Origin of the sequence: Kitasatospora cineracea, from assembly GCF_003751605.1 — a bacterium.
GTDB classification, from domain to species: domain Bacteria; phylum Actinomycetota; class Actinomycetes; order Streptomycetales; family Streptomycetaceae; genus Kitasatospora; species Kitasatospora cineracea.
Genome location: NZ_RJVJ01000001.1, coordinates 3,783,807 through 3,803,507 on the forward strand (window position 1 = coordinate 3,783,807; position 19,701 = coordinate 3,803,507).

The following is a 19,701-nucleotide window of genomic DNA, read 5'->3' on the forward strand; positions in this document are numbered from 1 at the left end:
GCGATAGGTGATCTTGTGCCCGTTTTGCTGCCCTATGCTGAGCTATGCGGGATTATTCACGTTTGTCCACCCGGTGTGCGGGTCATTTGTCGCTTTATGGGCGTTCTGTCCCTGCCTCGAAGCACCCCGCCGTGCCTCCTGACGGTACGTCAGAATGCTGAAGCGAAAGCGAATCCGCCGCTTTCCGGCGCCCGCGCTGCCTATGCTGCCCCCGACGGCTCAGGGCGGCGGAACCTGGAAGGGCGGCCATGGTGGAACACGGGCAGGACGAGGAACGGCAACCGCCGCCGGCACGGCACCGGCGCCCGCCGGTCGGGCGGCGCCGGATGCTGACCTGGCTGGCGGCCGGGACGGCGGCGGCGCTCGGCGGGGGAGTGGTCCTGCGGCAGTCGCTGGCCGGGGCCGACGAACCGGCGGGCGCCGCCGCCGCGCAGACCGGCACCGCCACCCCGGCCGGCCACCCGCACGGCACCGGCGCCCCGCCACCCGCCGCCGGCAGCCCGCAGCCCTCCACCCGGCCCCCGGTGCTGGACGCCGGCGGCCGCAAGTGGTCCGACGCCAAGGGCTGGGGCGGAAAACCGCCGGGCCCCGGCAGCGCGGTGCGGATCACCGACCGGGTGGTGCTGGACGCCGACGCCGAGGTCGGCTCGCTGCTGGTGGAGCCCGGCGGCTCGCTGGTGTTCGCCGCCGACCGGACGCTGACCCTGGCCAGCGCGGGCAACGTCGAGGTGCGCGGCGTCCTGGCCCTGGCCCCCGACGCCGCGCACACCCACACCCTGCGCTTCCCGCAGGTCGACGAACACCGGTTCGCGGGCGGCGGGATGACCGTCGTCGACAGCGACACCGGCCTGTGGGTCACCGGCCAGGGCTACCTGCGACTGGACGGCGCGCCCCGCACCGCCTGGGTCCGGGCCGCAGCCGACCTGGAGCCCGGCGACACCGCGCTGAAGCTGGCCGCCGCCCCCGACGGCTGGCAGCCCGGCGACGAACTGGCCGTCACCCCGACCGCGCCGCCCGACACCGCGGACTTCTCCACCGCCTACGACCTGGTGACGGTCGCCCGGGTCGACGGCGCCACCGTCACCCTGACCGGCCCGCTGCGGCACGCCCACCCGCGGGTGGCGACCGGCGGCGGCGCGACCTTCGGCGCCGAGGTGCTCAACCTCAGCCGCAACGTCCGGATCGAGGGCACCGAGCAGGGCCGGGCACACGTCCACCTCACCTCCAGCCGCCCGCCCGACGTCCGGCACGCCGCCCTGCGCTGGCTCGGCCCGCGCGCCGCCGGCAAGGACAGCTGGGACGGCAAGCCCGTCACCGAACCCGTGCTCGGCCGGTACGGGCTGCACTTCCACATGCTGCTGGACACCTCGCGCGGCACCGTGGTCGAGGGCGTCGTGGTTCGCGACACCGGCAGCCACGCCTTCGTGCCGCACGCCAGCCACGGCATCACCTTCCGCGGCTGCATCTCCCACGACACCTGGGAGGACGCGTACTGGTGGGACGGCCCGATCGACACCCGCACCCCGCAGGGCCCCTCCGACGACATCGCCTACGACGGCTGCGTCGCCTCCCGCACCGTCTTCGAGCCCAACCCGCGCGCCTACCGGCTCACCGGCTTCAGCCTCGGCGCCGGGACGGGCTCCTCGGCCCGGGACTGCGTGGCCGTCGGCGTGCAGGGCGCCACCGGCGCGTCCGGCTACGAGTGGCCGGAGACCAGCGAGGGCGTCTGGACCTTCGAACGCTGCCTGGCGCACAACAACCTGCAGAACGGCATCTTCGTCTGGCTCAACGCCGAGCACCACCACACCGTCACCCAGTACGCGGCGTACCACAACGGCGGCTGGGGCATCGAGCACGGCGCCTACCTGAACGACTTCGACTACACCGCCTCGGTGCTGTACGGGAACGCCGCCGGCGGCATCGCCGTGCACGCGCTCGGCCGCGACAAGGGCACCGTCTTCGACGGGCTGCTGATCGACGCCGCCGGGCAGTCCGACTACGCGGTGACCACCCTCAAGCACCAACTGGCCGGCGAGGCCGTCACCCTGAGCCGCAGCCGGCTGACCGGCTACCGCAAGGCCGGGGTGGCGTTCCGGGCCACCGGCGACGGCAAGCCCGACGACATCGCGGTGCTGGACTGCGCGTTCGGCGGCCCGGCCGGCAGCGAACTGTGGCTCGACCCGGACGCGCCCGACCCGACCCGGATCCTGTTCCGCCCGGCCGGGCAGACGCAGACCGTCGCGCTCGGCAAGGGCGGCGGACCGGGGCTCGCCGGCACGCCGTGGAACGCCACCACCACGCCGGCCGAGGCACCCGTCCCGCCGCGCCCGGTCGCCCTGCCCGCGCTCGCCTTCACCGACCGCGCACCCGGGACGGGACGCGTCACCACCGGCTGAGCGGCAGCCGGACGGGACCGGTCGGCGCGGCAGGGGGGAGGCGCGCCGGGACCGGTCGGCGTGGCACGGGGGGAGGCGCGTCGGGACCGGTCGACGTAGCAGGGGGGAAGCGCGACGGGCGGGAGCGCGTCGATTCGCTGCTCCCGCCCGTCGCGGCTCTCGGTCGGCGTCAGCGAGCCGCGTGCGCCCCCGGGGCGCGCTGCTGCTCGATGGCGGCCTCGGCGGCCTCCAACTGCTCCTGGGTGGGCTCGGGGAGCGCGGCCAGGTAGGCGGAGGCGATCAGCTGGCCCACCGTCGGGTAGGCGCCGATCGGGGCGGCGCTCGCGCAGCCGGTCTCCTCGGCGGCGGTGGCCAGCAGCTCGGTGTCGGCCTCCGGGCCGATCACCAGCGGGGCCAGCGCCGGGCGCTCGGAGCCGGTGGCGCGCAGGTGCGCGACGGCCGCGGCCACCGAGCCGGGCACGTCCAGTGCGGCCGGAACCACCGGCACGGCCAGCCGGGAGGCCAGCAGGACGCCGGTGATGCCGGCCGCGGCGGCGGCCTCCTCGCCGCCGACCGTGGTCAGCACCACGCCGTCGGCGGCGGTGGCGATGGCGAACAGCCGGGCCCGGTCGGCGCGGGCCAGCCCGGCCTCGGACAGCCGCACGTGCACGGCCTCGGCCAGCAGCGGGTGCGGGCCCAGCGGGTCCAGCACCTGGGCGCCGGTCTCGGCGGCCAGCTTGTGCAGTTCGGGCAGGAAGCCGTGCGGTCCGGGCACCAGCGGGACGACCACCGGCGCGGGCAGGCCCGCCTCGGCGGCCGCCGCCATCAGGCCGGCGACCGTCGGCGCGTCCTCACCGCCCTGGTAGGCCGCCGTCACCTCGATCCCCGCCTGCTCGGTGCGGACGATGGACAGCAGCTCCTCGACGACCGGGCGGCTCTCCGGCCCGGCGACGGCCGGGACCGCCAGCACCAGGGCGGGCGAACCGGCCATGATCTCGGGGCGCTCGGGACGGCGGTGGCGCCCCCGCGCACGGGAGCCTGGCGTACGGACGGGCAGTGGCGCGCCCGGGATGGCTGCGGTGCTCATGCGCCAGATCGTAGGACATGTCCCCTCGCGCGTTGCAGCCGGATACCGGCAGCGGGCGGGTTTCCGCCAGGAAGTGACAGTCATCACAGTGCGAATCGTGACTACCTGTGAACCGCGTGGAAGGTGGTGATGATCGACAACGCGCAGACGAATGTGTGCGGACGGTCATGGAGTGACTGGCGTTTCGCCCGGCTGTGTCCGCTTACGCACCGTCAATTGCACGGCTGTGAAGGGTTGGTGACAGCATTGGCACGTTCTTCTGCACGGGAAATTTCCCATGCTGATGCACGTGCAGGAGAGCTATCATCACGTCAAGTGAGGCATTCGCCAGGCTCTGGGGAGAAAACAATGCGTGAGGCGTACAACGGCATGGCGGCGGCGGACCTGGACGGGGTGGTCTGGCAGAAGAGCCGTCACAGCAACTCGAAGGGCAACTGCGTGGAATTCGCCGCGCTGCCGAACGGCGACGTGGCGATGCGCAACTCGCGCTTCCCGCAGGGTCCGGCACTGGTCTACACCAGGGACGAGATCACCGCGATGTTGCTCGGCGTCAAGGACGGGGAGTTCGACCACCTGGGCGGCACGCCCTGACGGCAGGTCGGCTCCCGTTCACCCGGGCCGTCGTGGGGGATCCCGCGACGGCCTTCGTGGTTCCGGGCGCCGCCCGACTCTCCTGACGCTCCGTCAAGGGAGGCCGTTCGCAGCGGGATCCGCCGGACGGTTCGCTTCGGGGGGTGCGGGTCGGGCGGGGGGCGCGGGTCGGGCGGGTGGTGTGCGGGTCAGGCGGAGCGGCGGTGCCGGCCGGAGTTCGACAGCTGTTCCGGGACGGGCAGTTCGGTGTGGGCGTCGAACAGGGCCCAGACCACCTTCCCGGCGCCGGCCAGCGGGTGCCAGCCCCAGGACCGGGAGAAGGAGTCCACCAGGTGCAGCCCGCGGCCCGACTCGGCCACGAAGTCGGCCTCCCGGGCTATCGGACCGGTGCTGGAGGGGTCGCTCACCGCGCAGACCACCTGCGGCGCGCGGTGCACCAGGCTGATCCGGATCGGCAGCGTCTCCACCGTCGGCTGCGGGACGCTCTGGACCGGCACCCGGGACGGCTCGCTCTGGCCGAGCGCGTGCCGCAGGGCGTTGGTCACCAGCTCCGAGGCCACCAGGGCCACGTCGTCGAAGATCTCCCCGAGCCCCCAGGCCTCCAGCGACCGCCTGGTGAACTCCCGTGCGGTGCGCACGGCTTCGAAACGGGGAGCGAGGGTGCAGCTGACCACATGAGGGTCGGTCGCCAGGACCGTACCGGTGCTCATGAAGAGCTCCTCCCATAAGGGGGCGGACACGGCGGGACCCACCGGGGTCATGCCGGTCACCTCCGACTCGCTCGGCCGCCGGACCGTCGGCCGACCGGTCCGCACACGCAAGTACCCAGCGACGCGCGGGCGTTGCCGGGAGGGTGTGCGGGTTCGCGCATGGGGTCGACGCGGGGCCCGCGGGATTGCCAGGGCGTGCAAGTGCACGTGCACCATGGTCCTCTGCGCTCACGGCAGATGCAAGAGCCGGTTCACGTGCAGTCGTGCGATTGGCATATGCATGCACCGGATGCACGTGCAAGATGGACCCGGAAGTGGCCGAAGCGACAGTCGGGTGCACCACTACCGGCACTCAGCGCGCCCAACTGATGGCAGACTGTGCAACTGGTCCGTCCGAGTGGAGGTTTGGTCAAATGACCACAGTTCAGCCCGGCGGGGGCTCGATGGTGCGCCGCATCCTCCTCGGCTCCCAACTCCGCCGGCTCCGCGAGGGATGCGCCATCAGCCGGGAGGACGCCGGCTACGCGATCCGCGCCTCGGAGTCCAAGATCAGCCGGATGGAACTCGGCCGGGTCTCCTTCAAGGAGCGCGACGTCGCCGACCTGCTCAGCCTGTACGGCCTCGCCGCCGGCCCCGACCGGGAGGCCCTGCTGGCGCTGGTCCGCGAGGCCAACAAGTCCGGCTGGTGGCACAGCTACAACGACGTGCTGCCCAACTGGTTCCAGACCTACATCGGCCTGGAGGAGGCCGCCGCCCTCATCCGCACCTACGAGGTGCAGTTCATCCCCGGCCTGCTCCAGTGCGAGGACTACGCCCGGGCGATCTTCGCGCAGAACCGCCCCACCCTCGACGACGCCGAGATCGGCCGCCGGGTCACCCTGCGGGCCCGCCGCCAGAAACTGCTCACCGACGGCCGCGGCCCCAAGCTCTGGGCCGTCATCGACGAGGCCGCGCTGCGCCGCCCGGTCGGCGGCCCCGAGGTGATGCGGGCCCAGCTGGAGCACCTGGTGGAACTGGCCCAACTCCCCAGCGTGGTCGTCCAGGTGATGCCGTTCCGGTTCGGCGCGCACGCCGGCGAGAGCGGCGCCTTCTCGGTGCTGCGCTTCCCCGAGCAGGACCTGCCCGACGTGGTCTATCTGGAACAGCTCACCAGCGCCCTCTACCTGGACAAGCGCGACGACGTCGACGAGTACCTCCAGGTGATGGAGCGGCTGTGCGTGGACAGCCTCACCCCGCAGCAGACCCTCGACCTGCTGCACTCGATCCTCAAGAGCCAGTAGCGCAACCGCCCGCCCCCCGCGGCTCCTCCGCCGGAGCGCGGGTGGTGCGGAGGGGGCGCCGGTGGTGCACCGAGGGCGCCGGTGGCGCGCGGGCGGCGCGGGGTGCGGCTCAACCTCCTTGTGGCGGGTGGCAGTTCGGTCTCGGTGCGGCTGCACTGATTGACCGTGGCCCGCCCAACTGCGATGGTGACTGCTCCGAAGTCCGCCCGGTGGCGGACCGCGCGCACCGGCTCCACCAAGACGGGGGTTTGGTGGAGCCGGCCCGGAGGACGGCCGGAGCGCCCGGGGCGGCGGGAGGCCGACCGCCCGGGCTCGGGCTCCGCTCCGTTCAGCGTTCCGACACCAGCACCCCCTGCTCCTGCTCCTGCTCTGCCGACGCCTCCGCCGGGTAGGTGTGGTCGGCGACCGGGGCCGGGGCCTGGCTGCGTCGGCGGCCGGAGCGGATCGCGCCCGTCAGCGCGATCAGCAGGCCGAGCGCGGTGGTGCCTGTCACCAGCAGCAACGCGGGCCGGTAGCCGGACAGTTGGGCGTGCGCGTCGGTGCCGCCGGCGCTGCCCGCGGTGAGCACCGCCGTGGTGACGGCCAGCACGATCGCACCGCCGACCTGGAGCGCGGTGTTCACCAGGCCCGAGGCCAGGCCCTGCTCGTCGTCCGCGACCCCCGCGGTGGCCGCCACGTTGATCGAGGGGAAGGCCAGTGCGAAGCCCGCGCCGATCAGCAGCATGCTCGGCAGCACCAGGCCGAGGAAGCCGCTGTGCTCGTCCAGCCGGAGGAACAGCGCGTACCCGAGGGCCATCGAGGCCACGCCGACCGGCAGCACCCGGGCCGGGCCGTACCTGTCCAGCAGCCGGCCGACGGCGCCCGCCGAGAACGCCACCACCGCGCCGCCGGGCAGCAGCCCCAGCGCCGTCTCCAGCGCCGACCAGCCCAGCAGCCGCTGCAGGTACAGCGTGGCCACGAACTGGAAGCCCGCGTAACTGCCCATCAGCGTCAGCGCGGTGAGGTTCGCCCGGCGGACGCCGGCGTCCCGGAAGATGCCGAGCCGGACCAGCGGGTGGGCGGTGCGGGACTCGATGGTCAGGAAGGCCGCGGCCAGCGCCGCCACCAGCAGCAGCGACCCGAGGGTGCGGGCGGACAGCCAGCCCGCGCCCTGGGCCTCCGTCACCGTGAACACCAGCAGCAGCACCGCCGCGGTGCCGGTGACCGCGCCGGCCAGGTCGTACCCGCCGGAGGCGCGCTGCCCGTCGTGCCGCCGGGGCAGCAGCTTGACGCCGGCGACCAGGGCGATCAGGGCGACCGGGACGGGCATCAGGAACGTCAGCCGCCAGCCCGCCGACGTCAGCAGACCGCTGATCACCAGGCCGAGCGAGAAGCCGGCGGCCGAGCAGGTGGTGTAGATGGAGAGCGCCCGGTTCCGCGCCGGGCCCTCCGGGAACGTGGTCGTGATGATGGACAGGCCGGCCGGGGCGGTGAACGCGGCGCTGACGCCCTTCAGGAAGCGGGCGCCGATCAGCAGCGGCCCGCTGTCCACCAGCCCGCCGAGCAGCGAGGCGCCGGCGAAGACGGCCAGCGCGACCAGGAACACCCGGCGGCGGCCGAGCAGGTCGGCCGCGCGGCCGCCGAGCAGCAGCAGCCCGCCGTAGCCAAGGACGTAGCCGCTCACCACCCACTGCAGGGCGGAGTCGGACAGGTGCAGGTCGGCGCCGATGGAGGGCAGGGCGACGCCGACCATCGAGACGTCGAGCGCGTCGAGGAACATCGCGGCGCACAGCACCACCAGGGCGCCCCAGAGTCGGGGGCTCCAGCGGGTGTGCTCGGTCGCGGACGGATGGTCGGCCGCAGGCGTGTGGGTCACCGTCGTGTCGGTCATGGCACAGCACGCTACATGCATATGCATGGGATGCAAACGCATTTAATGTGGACGCAACAGATGTACGTGCATGTGCTAACCTGGCGGCGTGACCGACTTCGACCCAGACCACGACCCGTCCGCGGAGACGGCGCTCAGCGAGCAGTGGCGCGCCCTGCTGGCCCGCCACGCGGCCACCGCCTGCGCCATCGACCGCGAGCTGGGCGAGGCGTACGGGCTCGGCGTCAGCGAGTTCGAACTGCTGGAGCGGCTGCGGGAGTTCGAGCGGGAGGAGCCCGGCCGCGGCGAGCGCGCGCAGGCCCTGGCCGGCACCGTGCACCTCAGCCAGAGCGCGTTCTCCCGGCTGGTCGCCCGGATGGAGAAGGCCGGCCTGGTCCGGCGCACGCACTGCGTCGACGACCGGCGCGGCATCTACATCGCGCTCACCGACGAGGGCCGCGAGCGCTACCTCAAGGCCCGCCCCGTGCACCGCCGGATCCTCGCCGAGACGCTCGGCCCCGAGGGCTGAACCGGCCGGAGCCCGGCGGCTGACGGACCGTCAAGGGGTGCGCTGCCGACGGGCCCGCACCCGGCCGGCGGAGAGGAGGGGCGGCGCGTCAGAGCAGCGCCGACAGCCCCGGCGCCACCGCCAGCACCGCCGCGCCCAGCGGGGCGGCCAGCGCCGCCAGCGTCCAGCCCAGCCGGGCCGGCACCGGCAGCCGGGGCTCGCCCAGCAGCAGCCGGTCCACCCGGGCGGGGGACTGCGCCAGCTGGGCCGGCGGGCAGGAGGCGAACACCTCGCTGTTCAGCTCGGCCAGCGCCAGCGCCGTGGTCACCCGCCCATGCCGCCGGGCCGCCCGGTCGTCCGCCGCCAGCTCCACCAGCACCGCCACCTGGTCCCGGAACGCGGAGAACACCTCCACCCCCGGGAACCCGGTCGCCAGCGCCTGCGCGCACTGCCCCAACCAGTGGTGCCGGGCCCGGACGTGACCGCGCTCGTGGCTCAGCACCGCCGCCAGCTCCCGGTCCGACAACTGCTGCAGCGCCCCCGTGGTCACCACCAGCCGGGCCCGCGGCCCGGGCAGCGACCAGGCCTGCGGCCGGACGTTCTCCAGCACCACCAGCGGCTCGCGCACCCGGCGCCGACGCGGCAGCAGCGAACTCGGCAACTCCGGCGCGCGACGCACCAGTTGGGCGTGCCGGTGACCGCGCTCCGCGCGCGCCGAACGGACCTCCCGGGCCAGCGACACCGCCGTCCACACCCCGCCCGCGGCCAGCACCGCCGCCGACAGCCGACCCCAGCCCTCCAGGCCCACCAGCTCGTACGCGTCCTCCACCCCGGCCGGGGCGCCCGAGAACACCACGTCCCGCCAGGCGGGCAGGGCGGCCGCGCTCGCCAGCAGCAGGCTCAGCACGCAGCACAGCAGCACCGCGACCACCAGCATCTGCCACACCAACAGGGCCAACACCGGTTCGCGCTCCGGCCAGCGGGCCCGGGCCAGGCGGCTCGGCGCCACGGTGGCGAGCAGCAGTCCGAGCAGCAGCAGGCTCAGCAGTGCCGTCATGGCAGAGGTCTCCCCGAGGGAGGGGTTCGAGGCGCGGCGATGCGCTTCCCCCCAACCTATGCCGCCACACGCCCGCGCGGAACGGCCGGGTCGGTCCAGTGACCAAGGCCACGCCCGACCACCGCCGCCGGACCGCCCGACGCCCCGTCAGCCGCACCCCCGCCCGGCGGTCGAACGCCCGTGCCGCGCCGGGGGCTCACATCGACAGCAGCATGGCGAACATCCCGATCCCCATCGCCGCCCGGCAGGCCCGCGGCAGCGGCGCCGCCGCCACCGGACCGCCCGCCGCCAGCACCCGGCTGCCCTCCCAGAGCGCGTACGCCCCGAAGTACACCAGCAGCACCCCCGTCAGCAGCGGCAGCCCGCCCGGCTGCCCGTGGTGCCCGGCGTGCCCGGAGTGCCCGCCCGCCGACCCGCCGGCCATCGCCAGCGCCATGTACGCCATCGCCAGCGCCCCGATCCCGTGGTGCAGCCGGTGCACCCGCAGCCCCGCGCCGCGCCCGGCCAGCGCGCCGACCAGCAGCACCGCCGCCAGCAGCGCGTACGGCCAGCCCCAGAACACCCCCGGCAGCAGCGCCATCCCGGCCATGCCCAGGCCCATCGCGGCCTCCAGCACGTCCGACTCCCGGCGCGCCCGGTGGTGGCCGCCGCAGGCCGGTTCGGTGCTCCAGCGGCGCACCCGCCACCCGCAGTAGCCGCCGCTGCCCGCGGCCAGCGCCGCCAGCAGCCAGCTCACCAGCGCCGGACCGTGCATCGCGTCCCCCTCCGTGCCGGATGTCGCCGGGACCCCGTGACCCCGTGGCCCTCTCGGAGGGTGCCGCCGGTCGCCGCAGGAGGCCGGGGTCCGCGTCCCCTCCACGATCACCGACCCGGCCCGGGCGCAGCAGGGCGTGAACGGGGGCGCACCGAGGCGTGACCGGTCCTGCGCGCACGGTGGGCGCCCCGGTGGCGACCCGGTGGGGGCCGGGGCATGGTCGGGGCAGGTCGGGCGCCCCCGGGCCGGGCGGGCCGGAGCCGTCCGTTCCGGTCCGCGCCCGCTCCCCTCCTACTCCACCGCGGAGAGATCGGCGGGTGCCGGTACTACGAACTGGAGCGTCTACCGTCAAACCGGCCTTGAGCCGGAGAACCTTTCGCATTTAACGTGGTCTTGTCGTAATAACTCCTGTCGAAGTGAGCCTGTGATGCAGAATCTTTCGCCGACGCTCGCGCTCGCGGGCGACGCCCACGCCACCGACCCGGTCGCGCACCCGGCCTGGACCCGCCTGAAGGACGCCGTCGAGGCCCTCCGGCCGCTGCAGTCCAAGGACGGTTCGATCGACCTCGCCGCCGTCCCGCGCTCCACGGTCGACCCGCTGGTCGAGACCGTGCAGGACGCCGTCGCCGAGCTCGCCCCGCTCTTCCCGCACGACGCCGCCTACCTGGCCGCCGTCCGGGCCGACCTCGCCAAGTGGGCCGACACCGGCTACCGCGAGCCCGACTTCCTCGACTCGCTGCTGGCCTTCCGCCCGAACGAGCAGCGCGTCGACGGCACCGGCCACCTGGTCGTCTTCCCGATGTACACCCAGAACGGCAACCCCGACCGCAACCTGGAAGCCGTCCTGCTGAAGGTCGTCTGGCCGGACTGGATCGCCGAACTCGAGCGCACCCGCTTCGACAACCCCGGCTACCTCGGCATCGCCTTCGAGGACTTCACCGCCGGTTACGACACCAACTCCGCCGTGCTCTTCCCCGAGACCGTGGCCGTCCGCGAAGCGCCGGAACGTTTCACCTGGGGCGGCATCTTCTGCGACCGCGAAGCCGCCCGCTTCCGCGCCGTCAGCACCAGCGCCGTCCGCCAGCTCGACCTCGACATCCCCGCCGACGCCGCCGCACTGCTCCAGGACCAGGACCGCACCCAGCAGACCTTCGTCCTGTGGGACCTGGTCCACGACCGCACCCACAGCCACGGCGACCTGCCCTTCGACCCCTTCATGATCAAGCAGCGCAGCCCGTTCTGGATGTACGGCCTCGAAGAGCTCCGCTGCGACCTCAACACCTTCAAGAAGTCGGTCAAGCTCGAGGCCGAGGGCCACCCCCAGGGCCGCGACGTCCAGTACGCGATCCTCTTCGACCGCCTGTTCCGCTTCCCGGTCAGCGGCGACCGGGTCCGCAACTACGACGGCATGGGCGGCCAGCTGCTCTTCGCCTACCTGCACAAGCACGACGCCCTGCGCTGGCGCGACAACCGCCTCACCATCGACTGGGACCGCGTCGCCGACGTCACCAACCAGCTCTGCGCCGAGATCGAGACGCTCTACCGCGACGGCATCGACCGCCCCAAGACCGCCCACTGGATCGCCGCCTACCAGCTGGTCTCCCGCTACCTCACCCCGCACCCCGCCTCCACCTGGGCCAAGGGCCCCGAGGCGCTCCCGCTCGACCTCGCCGACGACAAGGCCCTGCGCAAGGCCCTGTGCGACGCCGTCCACCCCGACGAGTTCCCGCTCAGCATGTTCTACGAGGCCCTGTCCAAGAAACTCCGCCGCGTCATCGCCGACACCAAGGGCATCACCGGCACCAGCACCCAGGAGATCGCCGCATGAGCACCCGTCCCCTCACCGACCGGGTGATCGCCGTCGCCGGAGCCAGCGGCCCCGCCGGCCAGGCCACCCTGCGCCGCCTCGCCGCCGACGGCGCCACCGTGATCGGCGCCGACATCGACCAGCGCCGGCTGGACGCGGCTCTCGCCGCCGTCCGCACCGCCGTCCCCGGTGCCAAGGTCCACGGCCAGGTCATCGACCTGCTCGACCCGCAGGAGGTCCACGACTGGGCCGACCACCTCGAGGCCGAGCACGGCCACGTCGACGGCCTGCTCCACCTGGTCGGCGGCTGGCGCGGCAGCAAGACCTTCTTCGAGAGCCGGATCGACGACTGGGACTTCCTGCACGACACCGTCGTGCGCACCCTCCAGCACACCTCGCTGGCCTTCCAGCCCGCGCTGCTCCGCAGCCCCGCCGGCCGCTACGCCATGGTCTCCGCCGCCGCCGCGCACAAGCCCACCGCGGGCGGCGCCGCCTACGCCGCCGCCAAGGCCGCCACCGAGGCCTGGACGCTGGCGATGGCCGACTCCTTCCGCAAGGAGACCACCGCCCCCGACGGCGACCCCACCGCGGCAGCCGTCATCCTGGTGATCAAAGCCCTGGTCAGCCCCGAGATGCGGGCCGAGAAGCCGGACGCCAAGTTCGCCGGCTTCACCGACACCGCCGACCTGGCCACCACCCTGGCGTCCCTCTGGGACCGCCCCGCAGCAGAACTGAACGGACAGCACCTGTGGCTGACAGCCCGATGACCCCCGTTTTCGGCCCGACCGACGCGGTACGGCACCACGACCCCGCCGTCCGCGGCTTCGCCAGCGACAACTACGCCGGCGTCCACCCCGAGGTGCTCGCCGCGATCGCCCTCGCCAACGACGGCCACCAGGTCGCCTACGGCGAGGACGCCTACACCGAACACCTCCAGACCGTCTTCCGCCGCCACTTCGGCGACCGCGCCGAGGCGTACCCCGTCTTCAACGGCACCGGTGCCAACGTCGTCGCCCTCCAGGCCCTGCTCCCGCGCTGGGGCGCGGTCGTCGCCGCGGAGAGCGCGCACATCAACGTCGACGAGTGCGGCGCCCCCGAGAAGATCGCCGGGATCAAGCTCCACCTCGTCCCGACCCCCGACGGCAAGCTCACCCCCGACCTGATCGACCAGCAGGCCTGGGGCTGGGGCGACGAGCACCGTGCCCAGCCGCTCGCCGTCTCGATCACCCAGTCCACCGAACTCGGCACCCTCTACACCGCCGACGAGATCCGGGCGATCTGCGAACACGCCCACGAACGCGGCATGCTCGTCCACCTGGACGGCTCCCGGCTCGCCAACGCCGCCGCCTCCCTCGACGCCCCGTTCCGCGAGTTCACCACCGACGCCGGTGTCGACGTCCTCTCCTTCGGCGGCACCAAGAACGGCCTGCTGCTCGGCGAGGTCGTGGTCGTCCTCAACCCGGACAAGGTCCGCAACCTCAAGTACCTGCGCAAGATGTCGATGCAGCTCGCCTCGAAGATGCGCTTCGTCTCGGTCCAGTTCGAGGCCCTCCTCACCGGAGACCTCTGGCTCCGCAACGCCGGCCACGCCAACGCGATGGCCCGCCGCCTCGAAGCAGCCGTCCGCGACATCCCCGGCATCACGGTGGTCCGCCCCGTCCAGGCCAACGCCGTCTTCGCCCTCCTCCCGCGCGAGGTCAGCGAACGCCTCCAGAAGCGCTACCGCTTCTACTTCTGGGACGAGCACACCGGCGAAGTCCGCTGGATGACCGCCTTCGACACCACCGAACAGGACATCGACGCCTTCGCCGCGGCGATCGCGGAGGAGATGGCCCGCGAGGACTGACCCCCTCCAGGGGCGCGACGGACGGCCTGACGGCCGGTTCGGGAGAAGCCTCCCGGGCCGGCCGTCCTGTCGTTGTTTGCACCTGGGCCGGATCGGGCGTAGTGTTCACTGGTCGCTCGGCAGGGAGCACCGGACACGCATCTGTGTGGACGGTCCCGGGGCGGCCAATCCCTTGAGAAACCAGTTCGATGATCCGTGACGGGTCGCGTCTTTTTCGCGTCCCCGTTCGCATTTTCGGCGTGTGCTTTTCCGGAGATTGCGGCCGATTCGCTTTCAGGAGCGGGGATCGGCTAGAGTTTGAAACGTCGGACGGGGCGTCAAGCCGCAGAAGACGAAAGCGAGTCGGGAAAGAGCACAAGCTCGGATCTGATAAGCTGGAAACACGAAAGAACGAAGCGCCCGGAGGGTCCGCAGGAATGCGGTCCGAAGGAAGTGTCCGTTCCTTGAGAACTCAACAGCGTGCCAAAAGTCAACGCCAGATATGTTGACATCCCCGGCCTCGACGTCTCGTCGGGGTTGGAGATTCCTTTTGAAGTAAAACACTAGCGAGGACGCAGTGCACGGGGCCGCCTTATTCCGGTGGCTGCTGTGCCGCTCTTTCGTGGAAGCATTCACGGAGAGTTTGATCCTGGCTCAGGACGAACGCTGGCGGCGTGCTTAACACATGCAAGTCGAACGGTGAAGCCCTTCGGGGTGGATCAGTGGCGAACGGGTGAGTAACACGTGGGGAATCTGCCCTGAACTCTGGGACAAGCCTTGGAAACGAGGTCTAATACCGGATACGACCGTCTCCCGCATGGGGGCCGGTGGAAAGCTCCGGCGGTTCAGGATGATCCCGCGGCCTATCAGCTTGTTGGTGGGGTAACGGCCCACCAAGGCGACGACGGGTAGCCGGCCTGAGAGGGCGACCGGCCACACTGGGACTGAGACACGGCCCAGACTCCTACGGGAGGCAGCAGTGGGGAATATTGCACAATGGGCGAAAGCCTGATGCAGCGACGCCGCGTGAGGGATGACGGCCTTCGGGTTGTAAACCTCTTTCAGCAGGGAAGAAGCGCAAGTGACGGTACCTGCAGAAGAAGCACCGGCTAACTACGTGCCAGCAGCCGCGGTAATACGTAGGGTGCGAGCGTTGTCCGGAATTATTGGGCGTAAAGAGCTCGTAGGCGGCCTGTCGCGTCGGATGTGAAAGCCCGGGGCTCAACCCCGGGTCTGCATTCGATACGGGCAGGCTGGAGTGTGGTAGGGGAGATCGGAATTCCTGGTGTAGCGGTGAAATGCGCAGATATCAGGAGGAACACCGGTGGCGAAGGCGGATCTCTGGGCCATTACTGACGCTGAGGAGCGAAAGCGTGGGGAGCGAACAGGATTAGATACCCTGGTAGTCCACGCCGTAAACGTTGGGAACTAGGTGTTGGCGACATTCCACGTCGTCGGTGCCGCAGCTAACGCATTAAGTTCCCCGCCTGGGGAGTACGGCCGCAAGGCTAAAACTCAAAGGAATTGACGGGGGCCCGCACAAGCAGCGGAGCATGTGGCTTAATTCGACGCAACGCGAAGAACCTTACCAAGGCTTGACATACACCGGAAACTGGTAGAGATATCAGCCCCCTTGTGGTCGGTGTACAGGTGGTGCATGGTTGTCGTCAGCTCGTGTCGTGAGATGTTGGGTTAAGTCCCGCAACGAGCGCAACCCTTGTTCTGTGTTGCCAGCGAGTAATGTCGGGGACTCACAGGAGACTGCCGGGGTCAACTCGGAGGAAGGTGGGGACGACGTCAAATCATCATGCCCCTTATGTCTTGGGCTGCACACGTGCTACAATGGCCGGTACAAAGGGCTGCGATGCCGCGAGGCGGAGCGAATCCCAAAAAGCCGGTCTCAGTTCGGATTGGGGTCTGCAACTCGACCCCATGAAGTTGGAGTTGCTAGTAATCGCAGATCAGCATGCTGCGGTGAATACGTTCCCGGGCCTTGTACACACCGCCCGTCACGTCACGAAAGTCGGTAACACCCGAAGCCGGTGGCCTAACCCGTAAGGGGAGGAGCCGTCGAAGGTGGGACCAGCGATTGGGACGAAGTCGTAACAAGGTAGCCGTACCGGAAGGTGCGGCTGGATCACCTCCTTTCTAAGGAGCACACGGCAGCTTCGGGCGAATGTCCCGGAGTGCTAGCTCATGGGTGGAACGTTGACTATTCGGCACACACGGTATGGATCTGCCAGTACTGCCCCCTCGGGGGCGTGGAAGACAGGGACAGCTTGGTGTGTCGGGCACGTTGTTGGGTCCTGAGGGAACGGAAGTTGCCTCATGGATGCCGGCCTCAGTTGAGGGTGCGTCATGCTCCCGAGGGTGGGTGTCTGGTCGTTGTTTGAGAACTGCACAGTGGACGCGAGCATCTGTGGCCAAGTTTTTAAGGGCGCACGGTGGATGCCTTGGCACCAGGAACCGATGAAGGACGTGGGAGGCCGCGATAGGCCCCGGGGAGCTGTCAACCGAGCTTTGATCCGGGGGTGTCCGAATGGGGAAACCCGGCAGTCGTCATGGGCTGTCACCCGTACCTGAACACATAGGGTGCGTGGAGGGAACGCGGGGAAGTGAAACATCTCAGTACCCGCAGGAAGAGAAAACAACCGTGATTCCGGGAGTAGTGGCGAGCGAAACCGGATGAGGCCAAACCGTTGTGGTGTGAGACCCGGCAGGGGTTGCCACGACGGGGTTGTGGGAAAGTTCTTCAGTCGTCTGCCGGCGGCTGGGCGAGTCAGAAACCGTATGGGTAGTCGAAGGACATGCGAAAGGTCCGGCGTAGAGGGTAAGACCCCCGTAGACGAAATCTGTACGGCTCGCTTGAGCTTCTCCCAAGTAGCACGGGGCCCGAGAAATCCCGTGTGAATCTGGCGGGACCACCCGCTAAGCCTAAATATTCCCTGGTGACCGATAGCGGATAGTACCGTGAGGGAATGGTGAAAAGTACCGCGGGAGCGGAGTGAAATAGTACCTGAAACCGTGTGCCTACAAGCCGTGGGGGCAGCCTTCGGGCTGTGACTGCGTGCCTTTTGAAGAATGAGCCTGCGAGTTTGCGGTGTGTAGCGAGGTTAACCCGTGTGGGGTAGCCGTAGCGAAAGCGAGTCCGAATAGGGCGCCCATAGTTGCATGCCCAAGACCCGAAGCGGAGTGATCTAGCCATGGGCAGGTTGAAGCGCGGGTAAGACCGTGTGGAGGACCGAACCCACCAGGGTTGAAAACCTGGGGGATGACCTGTGGTTAGGGGTGAAAGGCCAATCAAACTCCGTGATAGCTGGTTCTCCCCGAAATGCATTTAGGTGCAGCGTCGCGTGTTTCTTGCCGGAGGTAGAGCACTGGATAGGCGATGGGCCTTACCGGGTTACTGACCTTAGCCAAACTCCGAATGCCGGTAAGTGAGAGCGCGGCAGTGAGACTGTGGGGGATAAGCTCCATGGTCGAGAGGGAAACAGCCCAGAACACCGACTAAGGTCCCTAAGCGTGTGCTAAGTGGGAAAGGATGTGGAGTCGCAGAGACAACCAGGAGGTTGGCTTAGAAGCAGCCACCCTTGAAAGAGTGCGTAATAGCTCACTGGTCAAGTGATTCCGCGCCGACAATGTAGCGGGGCTCAAGCACACCACCGAAGTCGTGTCATTGCAGCATGAAGGGCCAACGCCTGCTGTGATGGGTAGGGGAGCGTCGTGTGCCGGGTGAAGCAGCCGAGGAATCGAGTTGTGGACGGTTCACGAGTGAGAATGCAGGCATGAGTAGCGATACAAGAGTGGGAAACTCTTGCGCCGATTGACCAAGGGTTCCTGGGTCAAGCTGATCTGCCCAGGGTAAGTCGGGACCTAAGGCGAGGCCGACAGGCGTAGTCGATGGACAACGGGTTGATATTCCCGTACCCGCTTTGAAGCGCCAACGTCGAACCTCTTGATGCTAAGCCCGTGAAGCCGGCCCGGAGTCTTCGGACAAAGGGACGTGGTGGAGCCGGTGACCCAACGGGGTAGTAGGTGAGCGATGGGGTGACGCAGGAAGGTAGTCCAGCCCGGGCGGTGGTAGTCCCGGGGTAAGGGTGTAGGACGTTGCGTAGGCAAATCCGCGCAACACGTGTCTGAGACCTGATGCCGAGCCGATTGTGGTGAAGTGGATGATCCTATGCTGTCGAGAAAAGCCTCTAGCGAGTTTCATGGCGGCCCGTACCCCAAACCGACTCAGGTGGTCAGGTAGAGAATACCGAGGCGTTCGGGTGAACTGTGGTTAAGGAACTCGGCAAAATGCCCCCGTAACTTCGGGAGAAGGGGGGCCATTGCTGGTGACGGGACTTGCTCCCCGAGCTGGTGGTGGCCGCAGAGACCAGCGAGAAGCGACTGTTTACTAAAAACACAGGTCCGTGCGAAGCCGTAAGGCGATGTATACGGACTGACGCCTGCCCGGTGCTGGAACGTTAAGGGGACCGGTTAGTCCGATTTCGGTCGGGCGAAGCTGAGAACTTAAGCGCCAGTAAACGGCGGTGGTAACTATAACCATCCTAAGGTAGCGAAATTCCTTGTCGGGTAAGTTCCGACCTGCACGAATGGCGTAACGACTTCTCGACTGTCTCAACCACAGGCCCGGTGAAATTGCATTACGAGTAAAGATGCTCGTTTCGCGCAGCAGGACGGAAAGACCCCGGGACCTTTACTATAGCTTGATATTGGTGTTCGGTTCGGCTTGTGTAGGATAGGTGGGAGACTGTGAAGCAGCAACGCCAGTTGTTGTGGAGTCGCCGTTGAAATACCACTCTGGTCGTGCTGGATGTCTAACCTGGGTCCGTGATCCGGATCAGGGACAGTGTCTGGTGGGTAGTTTAACTGGGGCGGTTGCCTCCTAAAGGGTAACGGAGGCGCCCAAAGGTTCCCTCAGCCTGGTTGGCAATCAGGTGTTGAGTGTAAGTGCACAAGGGAGCTTGACTGTGAGACTGACGGGTCGAGCAGGTACGAAAGTAGGGACTAGTGATCCGGCGGTGGCTTGTGGAAGCGCCGTCGCTCAACGGATAAAAGGTACCCCGGGGATAACAGGCTGATCTTCCCCAAGAGTCCATATCGACGGGATGGTTTGGCACCTCGATGTCGGCTCGTCGCATCCTGGGGCTGGAGTAGGTCCCAAGGGTTGGGCTGTTCGCCCATTAAAGCGGTACGCGAGCTGGGTTTAGAACGTCGTGAGACAGTTCGGTCCCTATCCGCTGTGCGCGTAGGAGTGTTGAGAAGGGCTGTCCCTAGTACGAGAGGACCGGGACGGACGAACCTCTGGTGTGCCAGTTGTCCTGCCAAGGGCATGGCTGGTTGGCTACGTTCGGGAGGGATAACCGCTGAAAGCATCTAAGCGGGAAGCCTGCTTCGAGATGAGCACTCCCACCTCCTTGAGAGGGTAAGGCTCCCAGTAGACGACTGGGTTGATAGGCCGGATATGGAAGCCCTGTGAGGGGTGGAGTTGACCGGTACTAATAGGCCGAGGGCTTGTCCTCAGTTGCTCGCGTCCACTGTGTTGTTCTGAAACAACGACCCCCGCCGGAGGGATCCGGCCGGGCGGCGACAGTTTCATAGTGTTTCGGTGGTCATAGCGTGAGGGAAACGCCCGGTTACATTCCGAACCCGGAAGCTAAGCCTCACAGCGCCGATGGTACTGCAGGGGGGACCCTGTGGGAGAGTAGGACGCCGCCGAACAATCATTGTGGGAAAGCCCCCTGACGGGAAGTCAGGGGGCTTTTTCGCGTTCCCGGGGAGGCTGGAGGCGCAGCCGCCGGCCCGCCCTCGGCTGCCGGAGTACTAGGCTCGGCTTCCTGCCGGTTCGGCTC

At 69.2% G+C, this 19,701-nt stretch carries 12 protein-coding genes and 3 rRNA genes; 10 read left to right on the forward strand and 5 right to left on the reverse strand.

The genetic code is table 11. The features are described 5' to 3' along the window. Nucleotides 1-248 precede the first annotated feature (248 nt). A complete protein-coding gene (locus EDD39_RS17215; protein WP_123557066.1) occupies nt 249-2,396 on the forward strand; it encodes a hypothetical protein in 2,148 nt (715 codons plus the stop codon). A 169-nt stretch (nt 2,397-2,565) separates the two neighbouring features. Here the strand turns inward: EDD39_RS17215 and EDD39_RS17220 are convergent, their stop codons facing one another. Next, nucleotides 2,566-3,462 carry a sirohydrochlorin chelatase family protein gene (locus tag EDD39_RS17220; protein ID WP_244256767.1) on the reverse strand — a complete coding sequence of 299 codons (897 nt, stop codon included), beginning with the start codon at nt 3,460-3,462 and terminating at the stop codon, nt 2,566-2,568. 348 nt (nt 3,463-3,810) lie between these two features. Here EDD39_RS17220 and EDD39_RS17225 point away from each other — a divergent pair, with 348 nt between their 5' ends. Then, on the forward strand, nt 3,811-4,053 hold the full coding sequence (locus EDD39_RS17225) for a DUF397 domain-containing protein (protein WP_030920417.1): 243 nt from the start codon (nt 3,811-3,813) through the stop codon (nt 4,051-4,053). Nucleotides 4,054-4,241: 188 nt separating this feature from the next. Here EDD39_RS17225 and EDD39_RS17230 read toward each other — a convergent pair whose 3' ends face one another. Then, complete coding sequence (locus tag EDD39_RS17230; protein ID WP_123557068.1) at nt 4,242-4,763, reverse strand: ATP-binding protein; 522 nt, start codon at nt 4,761-4,763, stop codon at nt 4,242-4,244. Between the two features lie 413 nt (nt 4,764-5,176). Here EDD39_RS17230 and EDD39_RS17235 point away from each other — a divergent pair, with 413 nt between their 5' ends. Continuing rightward, nucleotides 5,177-6,043, forward strand: a complete 867-nt coding sequence (locus EDD39_RS17235) for a helix-turn-helix domain-containing protein (protein WP_030462208.1) — start codon at nt 5,177-5,179, stop codon at nt 6,041-6,043. A gap of 328 nt (nt 6,044-6,371) precedes the next feature. On the opposite strand, the gene EDD39_RS17240 is transcribed toward EDD39_RS17235, so the two are convergent. Further along, a complete protein-coding gene (locus EDD39_RS17240) occupies nt 6,372-7,913 on the reverse strand; it encodes an MFS transporter (protein WP_123557070.1) in 1,542 nt (513 codons plus the stop codon). 88 nt (nt 7,914-8,001) lie between these two features. Here EDD39_RS17240 and EDD39_RS17245 point away from each other — a divergent pair, with 88 nt between their 5' ends. Continuing rightward, nucleotides 8,002-8,421 (forward strand): MarR family winged helix-turn-helix transcriptional regulator, encoded by a 420-nt coding sequence (locus EDD39_RS17245; RefSeq protein ID WP_123557073.1) that lies wholly within the window; start codon nt 8,002-8,004, stop codon nt 8,419-8,421. Nucleotides 8,422-8,509: 88 nt separating this feature from the next. On the opposite strand, the gene EDD39_RS17250 is transcribed toward EDD39_RS17245, so the two are convergent. Both EDD39_RS17250 and EDD39_RS17255 read right to left on the reverse strand, forming a co-directional pair. Next, nucleotides 8,510-9,457 (reverse strand): M56 family metallopeptidase, encoded by a 948-nt coding sequence (locus tag EDD39_RS17250; protein WP_030462211.1) that lies wholly within the window; start codon nt 9,455-9,457, stop codon nt 8,510-8,512. 196 nt (nt 9,458-9,653) lie between these two features. Then, on the reverse strand, nt 9,654-10,211 hold the full coding sequence (locus EDD39_RS17255; protein ID WP_123557075.1) for a DUF5134 domain-containing protein: 558 nt from the start codon (nt 10,209-10,211) through the stop codon (nt 9,654-9,656). Between the two features lie 427 nt (nt 10,212-10,638). Here EDD39_RS17255 and EDD39_RS17260 point away from each other — a divergent pair, with 427 nt between their 5' ends. The 6 genes from EDD39_RS17260 (at nt 10,639) to rrf (ending at nt 19,570) form a co-directional block, all read left to right on the forward strand. Then, nucleotides 10,639-12,039: a DUF6421 family protein gene (locus EDD39_RS17260; RefSeq protein WP_123557077.1), complete on the forward strand. Its 1,401-nt coding sequence runs from the start codon at nt 10,639-10,641 to the stop codon at nt 12,037-12,039. Further along, on the forward strand, nt 12,036-12,785 hold the full coding sequence (locus EDD39_RS17265) for an SDR family NAD(P)-dependent oxidoreductase (protein ID WP_123557079.1): 750 nt from the start codon (nt 12,036-12,038) through the stop codon (nt 12,783-12,785). The genes EDD39_RS17260 and EDD39_RS17265 overlap by 4 nt, the downstream gene beginning before the upstream one ends. Then, nucleotides 12,782-13,864, forward strand: coding sequence for a threonine aldolase family protein (locus tag EDD39_RS17270; protein WP_208765520.1), 1,083 nt, complete (start codon nt 12,782-12,784; stop codon nt 13,862-13,864). The genes EDD39_RS17265 and EDD39_RS17270 overlap by 4 nt, the downstream gene beginning before the upstream one ends. 610 nt (nt 13,865-14,474) lie before the next feature. After that, a 16S ribosomal RNA gene (locus EDD39_RS17275) occupies nt 14,475-15,991 on the forward strand. Nucleotides 15,992-16,264: 273 nt separating this feature from the next. Beyond that, a 23S ribosomal RNA gene (locus EDD39_RS17280) occupies nt 16,265-19,371 on the forward strand. An 82-nt stretch (nt 19,372-19,453) separates the two neighbouring features. Continuing rightward, a 5S ribosomal RNA gene (gene rrf / locus EDD39_RS17285) occupies nt 19,454-19,570 on the forward strand. Together the 16S, 23S and 5S rRNA genes form the textbook arrangement of a ribosomal RNA operon. Nucleotides 19,571-19,701: the final 131 nt, after the last annotated feature.

What these genes read in the sequence shown, in the direction of transcription:
- EDD39_RS17220 (WP_244256767.1), bottom strand. Translation starts at nt 3,462, where the DNA reads ATGAGCACCGCAGCCATCCCGGGCGCGCCACTGCCCGTCCGTACGCCA.
- EDD39_RS17270 (WP_208765520.1), top strand. Translation starts at nt 12,782, where the DNA reads ATGACCCCCGTTTTCGGCCCGACCGACGCGGTACGGCACCACGACCCC.
- EDD39_RS17235 (WP_030462208.1), top strand. Translation starts at nt 5,177, where the DNA reads ATGACCACAGTTCAGCCCGGCGGGGGCTCGATGGTGCGCCGCATCCTC.
- EDD39_RS17225 (WP_030920417.1), top strand. Translation starts at nt 3,811, where the DNA reads ATGCGTGAGGCGTACAACGGCATGGCGGCGGCGGACCTGGACGGGGTG.
- EDD39_RS17240 (WP_123557070.1), bottom strand. Translation starts at nt 7,913, where the DNA reads ATGACCGACACGACGGTGACCCACACGCCTGCGGCCGACCATCCGTCC.
- EDD39_RS17265 (WP_123557079.1), top strand. Translation starts at nt 12,036, where the DNA reads ATGAGCACCCGTCCCCTCACCGACCGGGTGATCGCCGTCGCCGGAGCC.
- EDD39_RS17215 (WP_123557066.1), top strand. Translation starts at nt 249, where the DNA reads ATGGTGGAACACGGGCAGGACGAGGAACGGCAACCGCCGCCGGCACGG.
- EDD39_RS17250 (WP_030462211.1), bottom strand. Translation starts at nt 9,457, where the DNA reads ATGACGGCACTGCTGAGCCTGCTGCTGCTCGGACTGCTGCTCGCCACC.
- EDD39_RS17255 (WP_123557075.1), bottom strand. Translation starts at nt 10,211, where the DNA reads ATGCACGGTCCGGCGCTGGTGAGCTGGCTGCTGGCGGCGCTGGCCGCG.
- EDD39_RS17230 (WP_123557068.1), bottom strand. Translation starts at nt 4,763, where the DNA reads ATGAGCACCGGTACGGTCCTGGCGACCGACCCTCATGTGGTCAGCTGC.
- EDD39_RS17260 (WP_123557077.1), top strand. Translation starts at nt 10,639, where the DNA reads ATGCAGAATCTTTCGCCGACGCTCGCGCTCGCGGGCGACGCCCACGCC.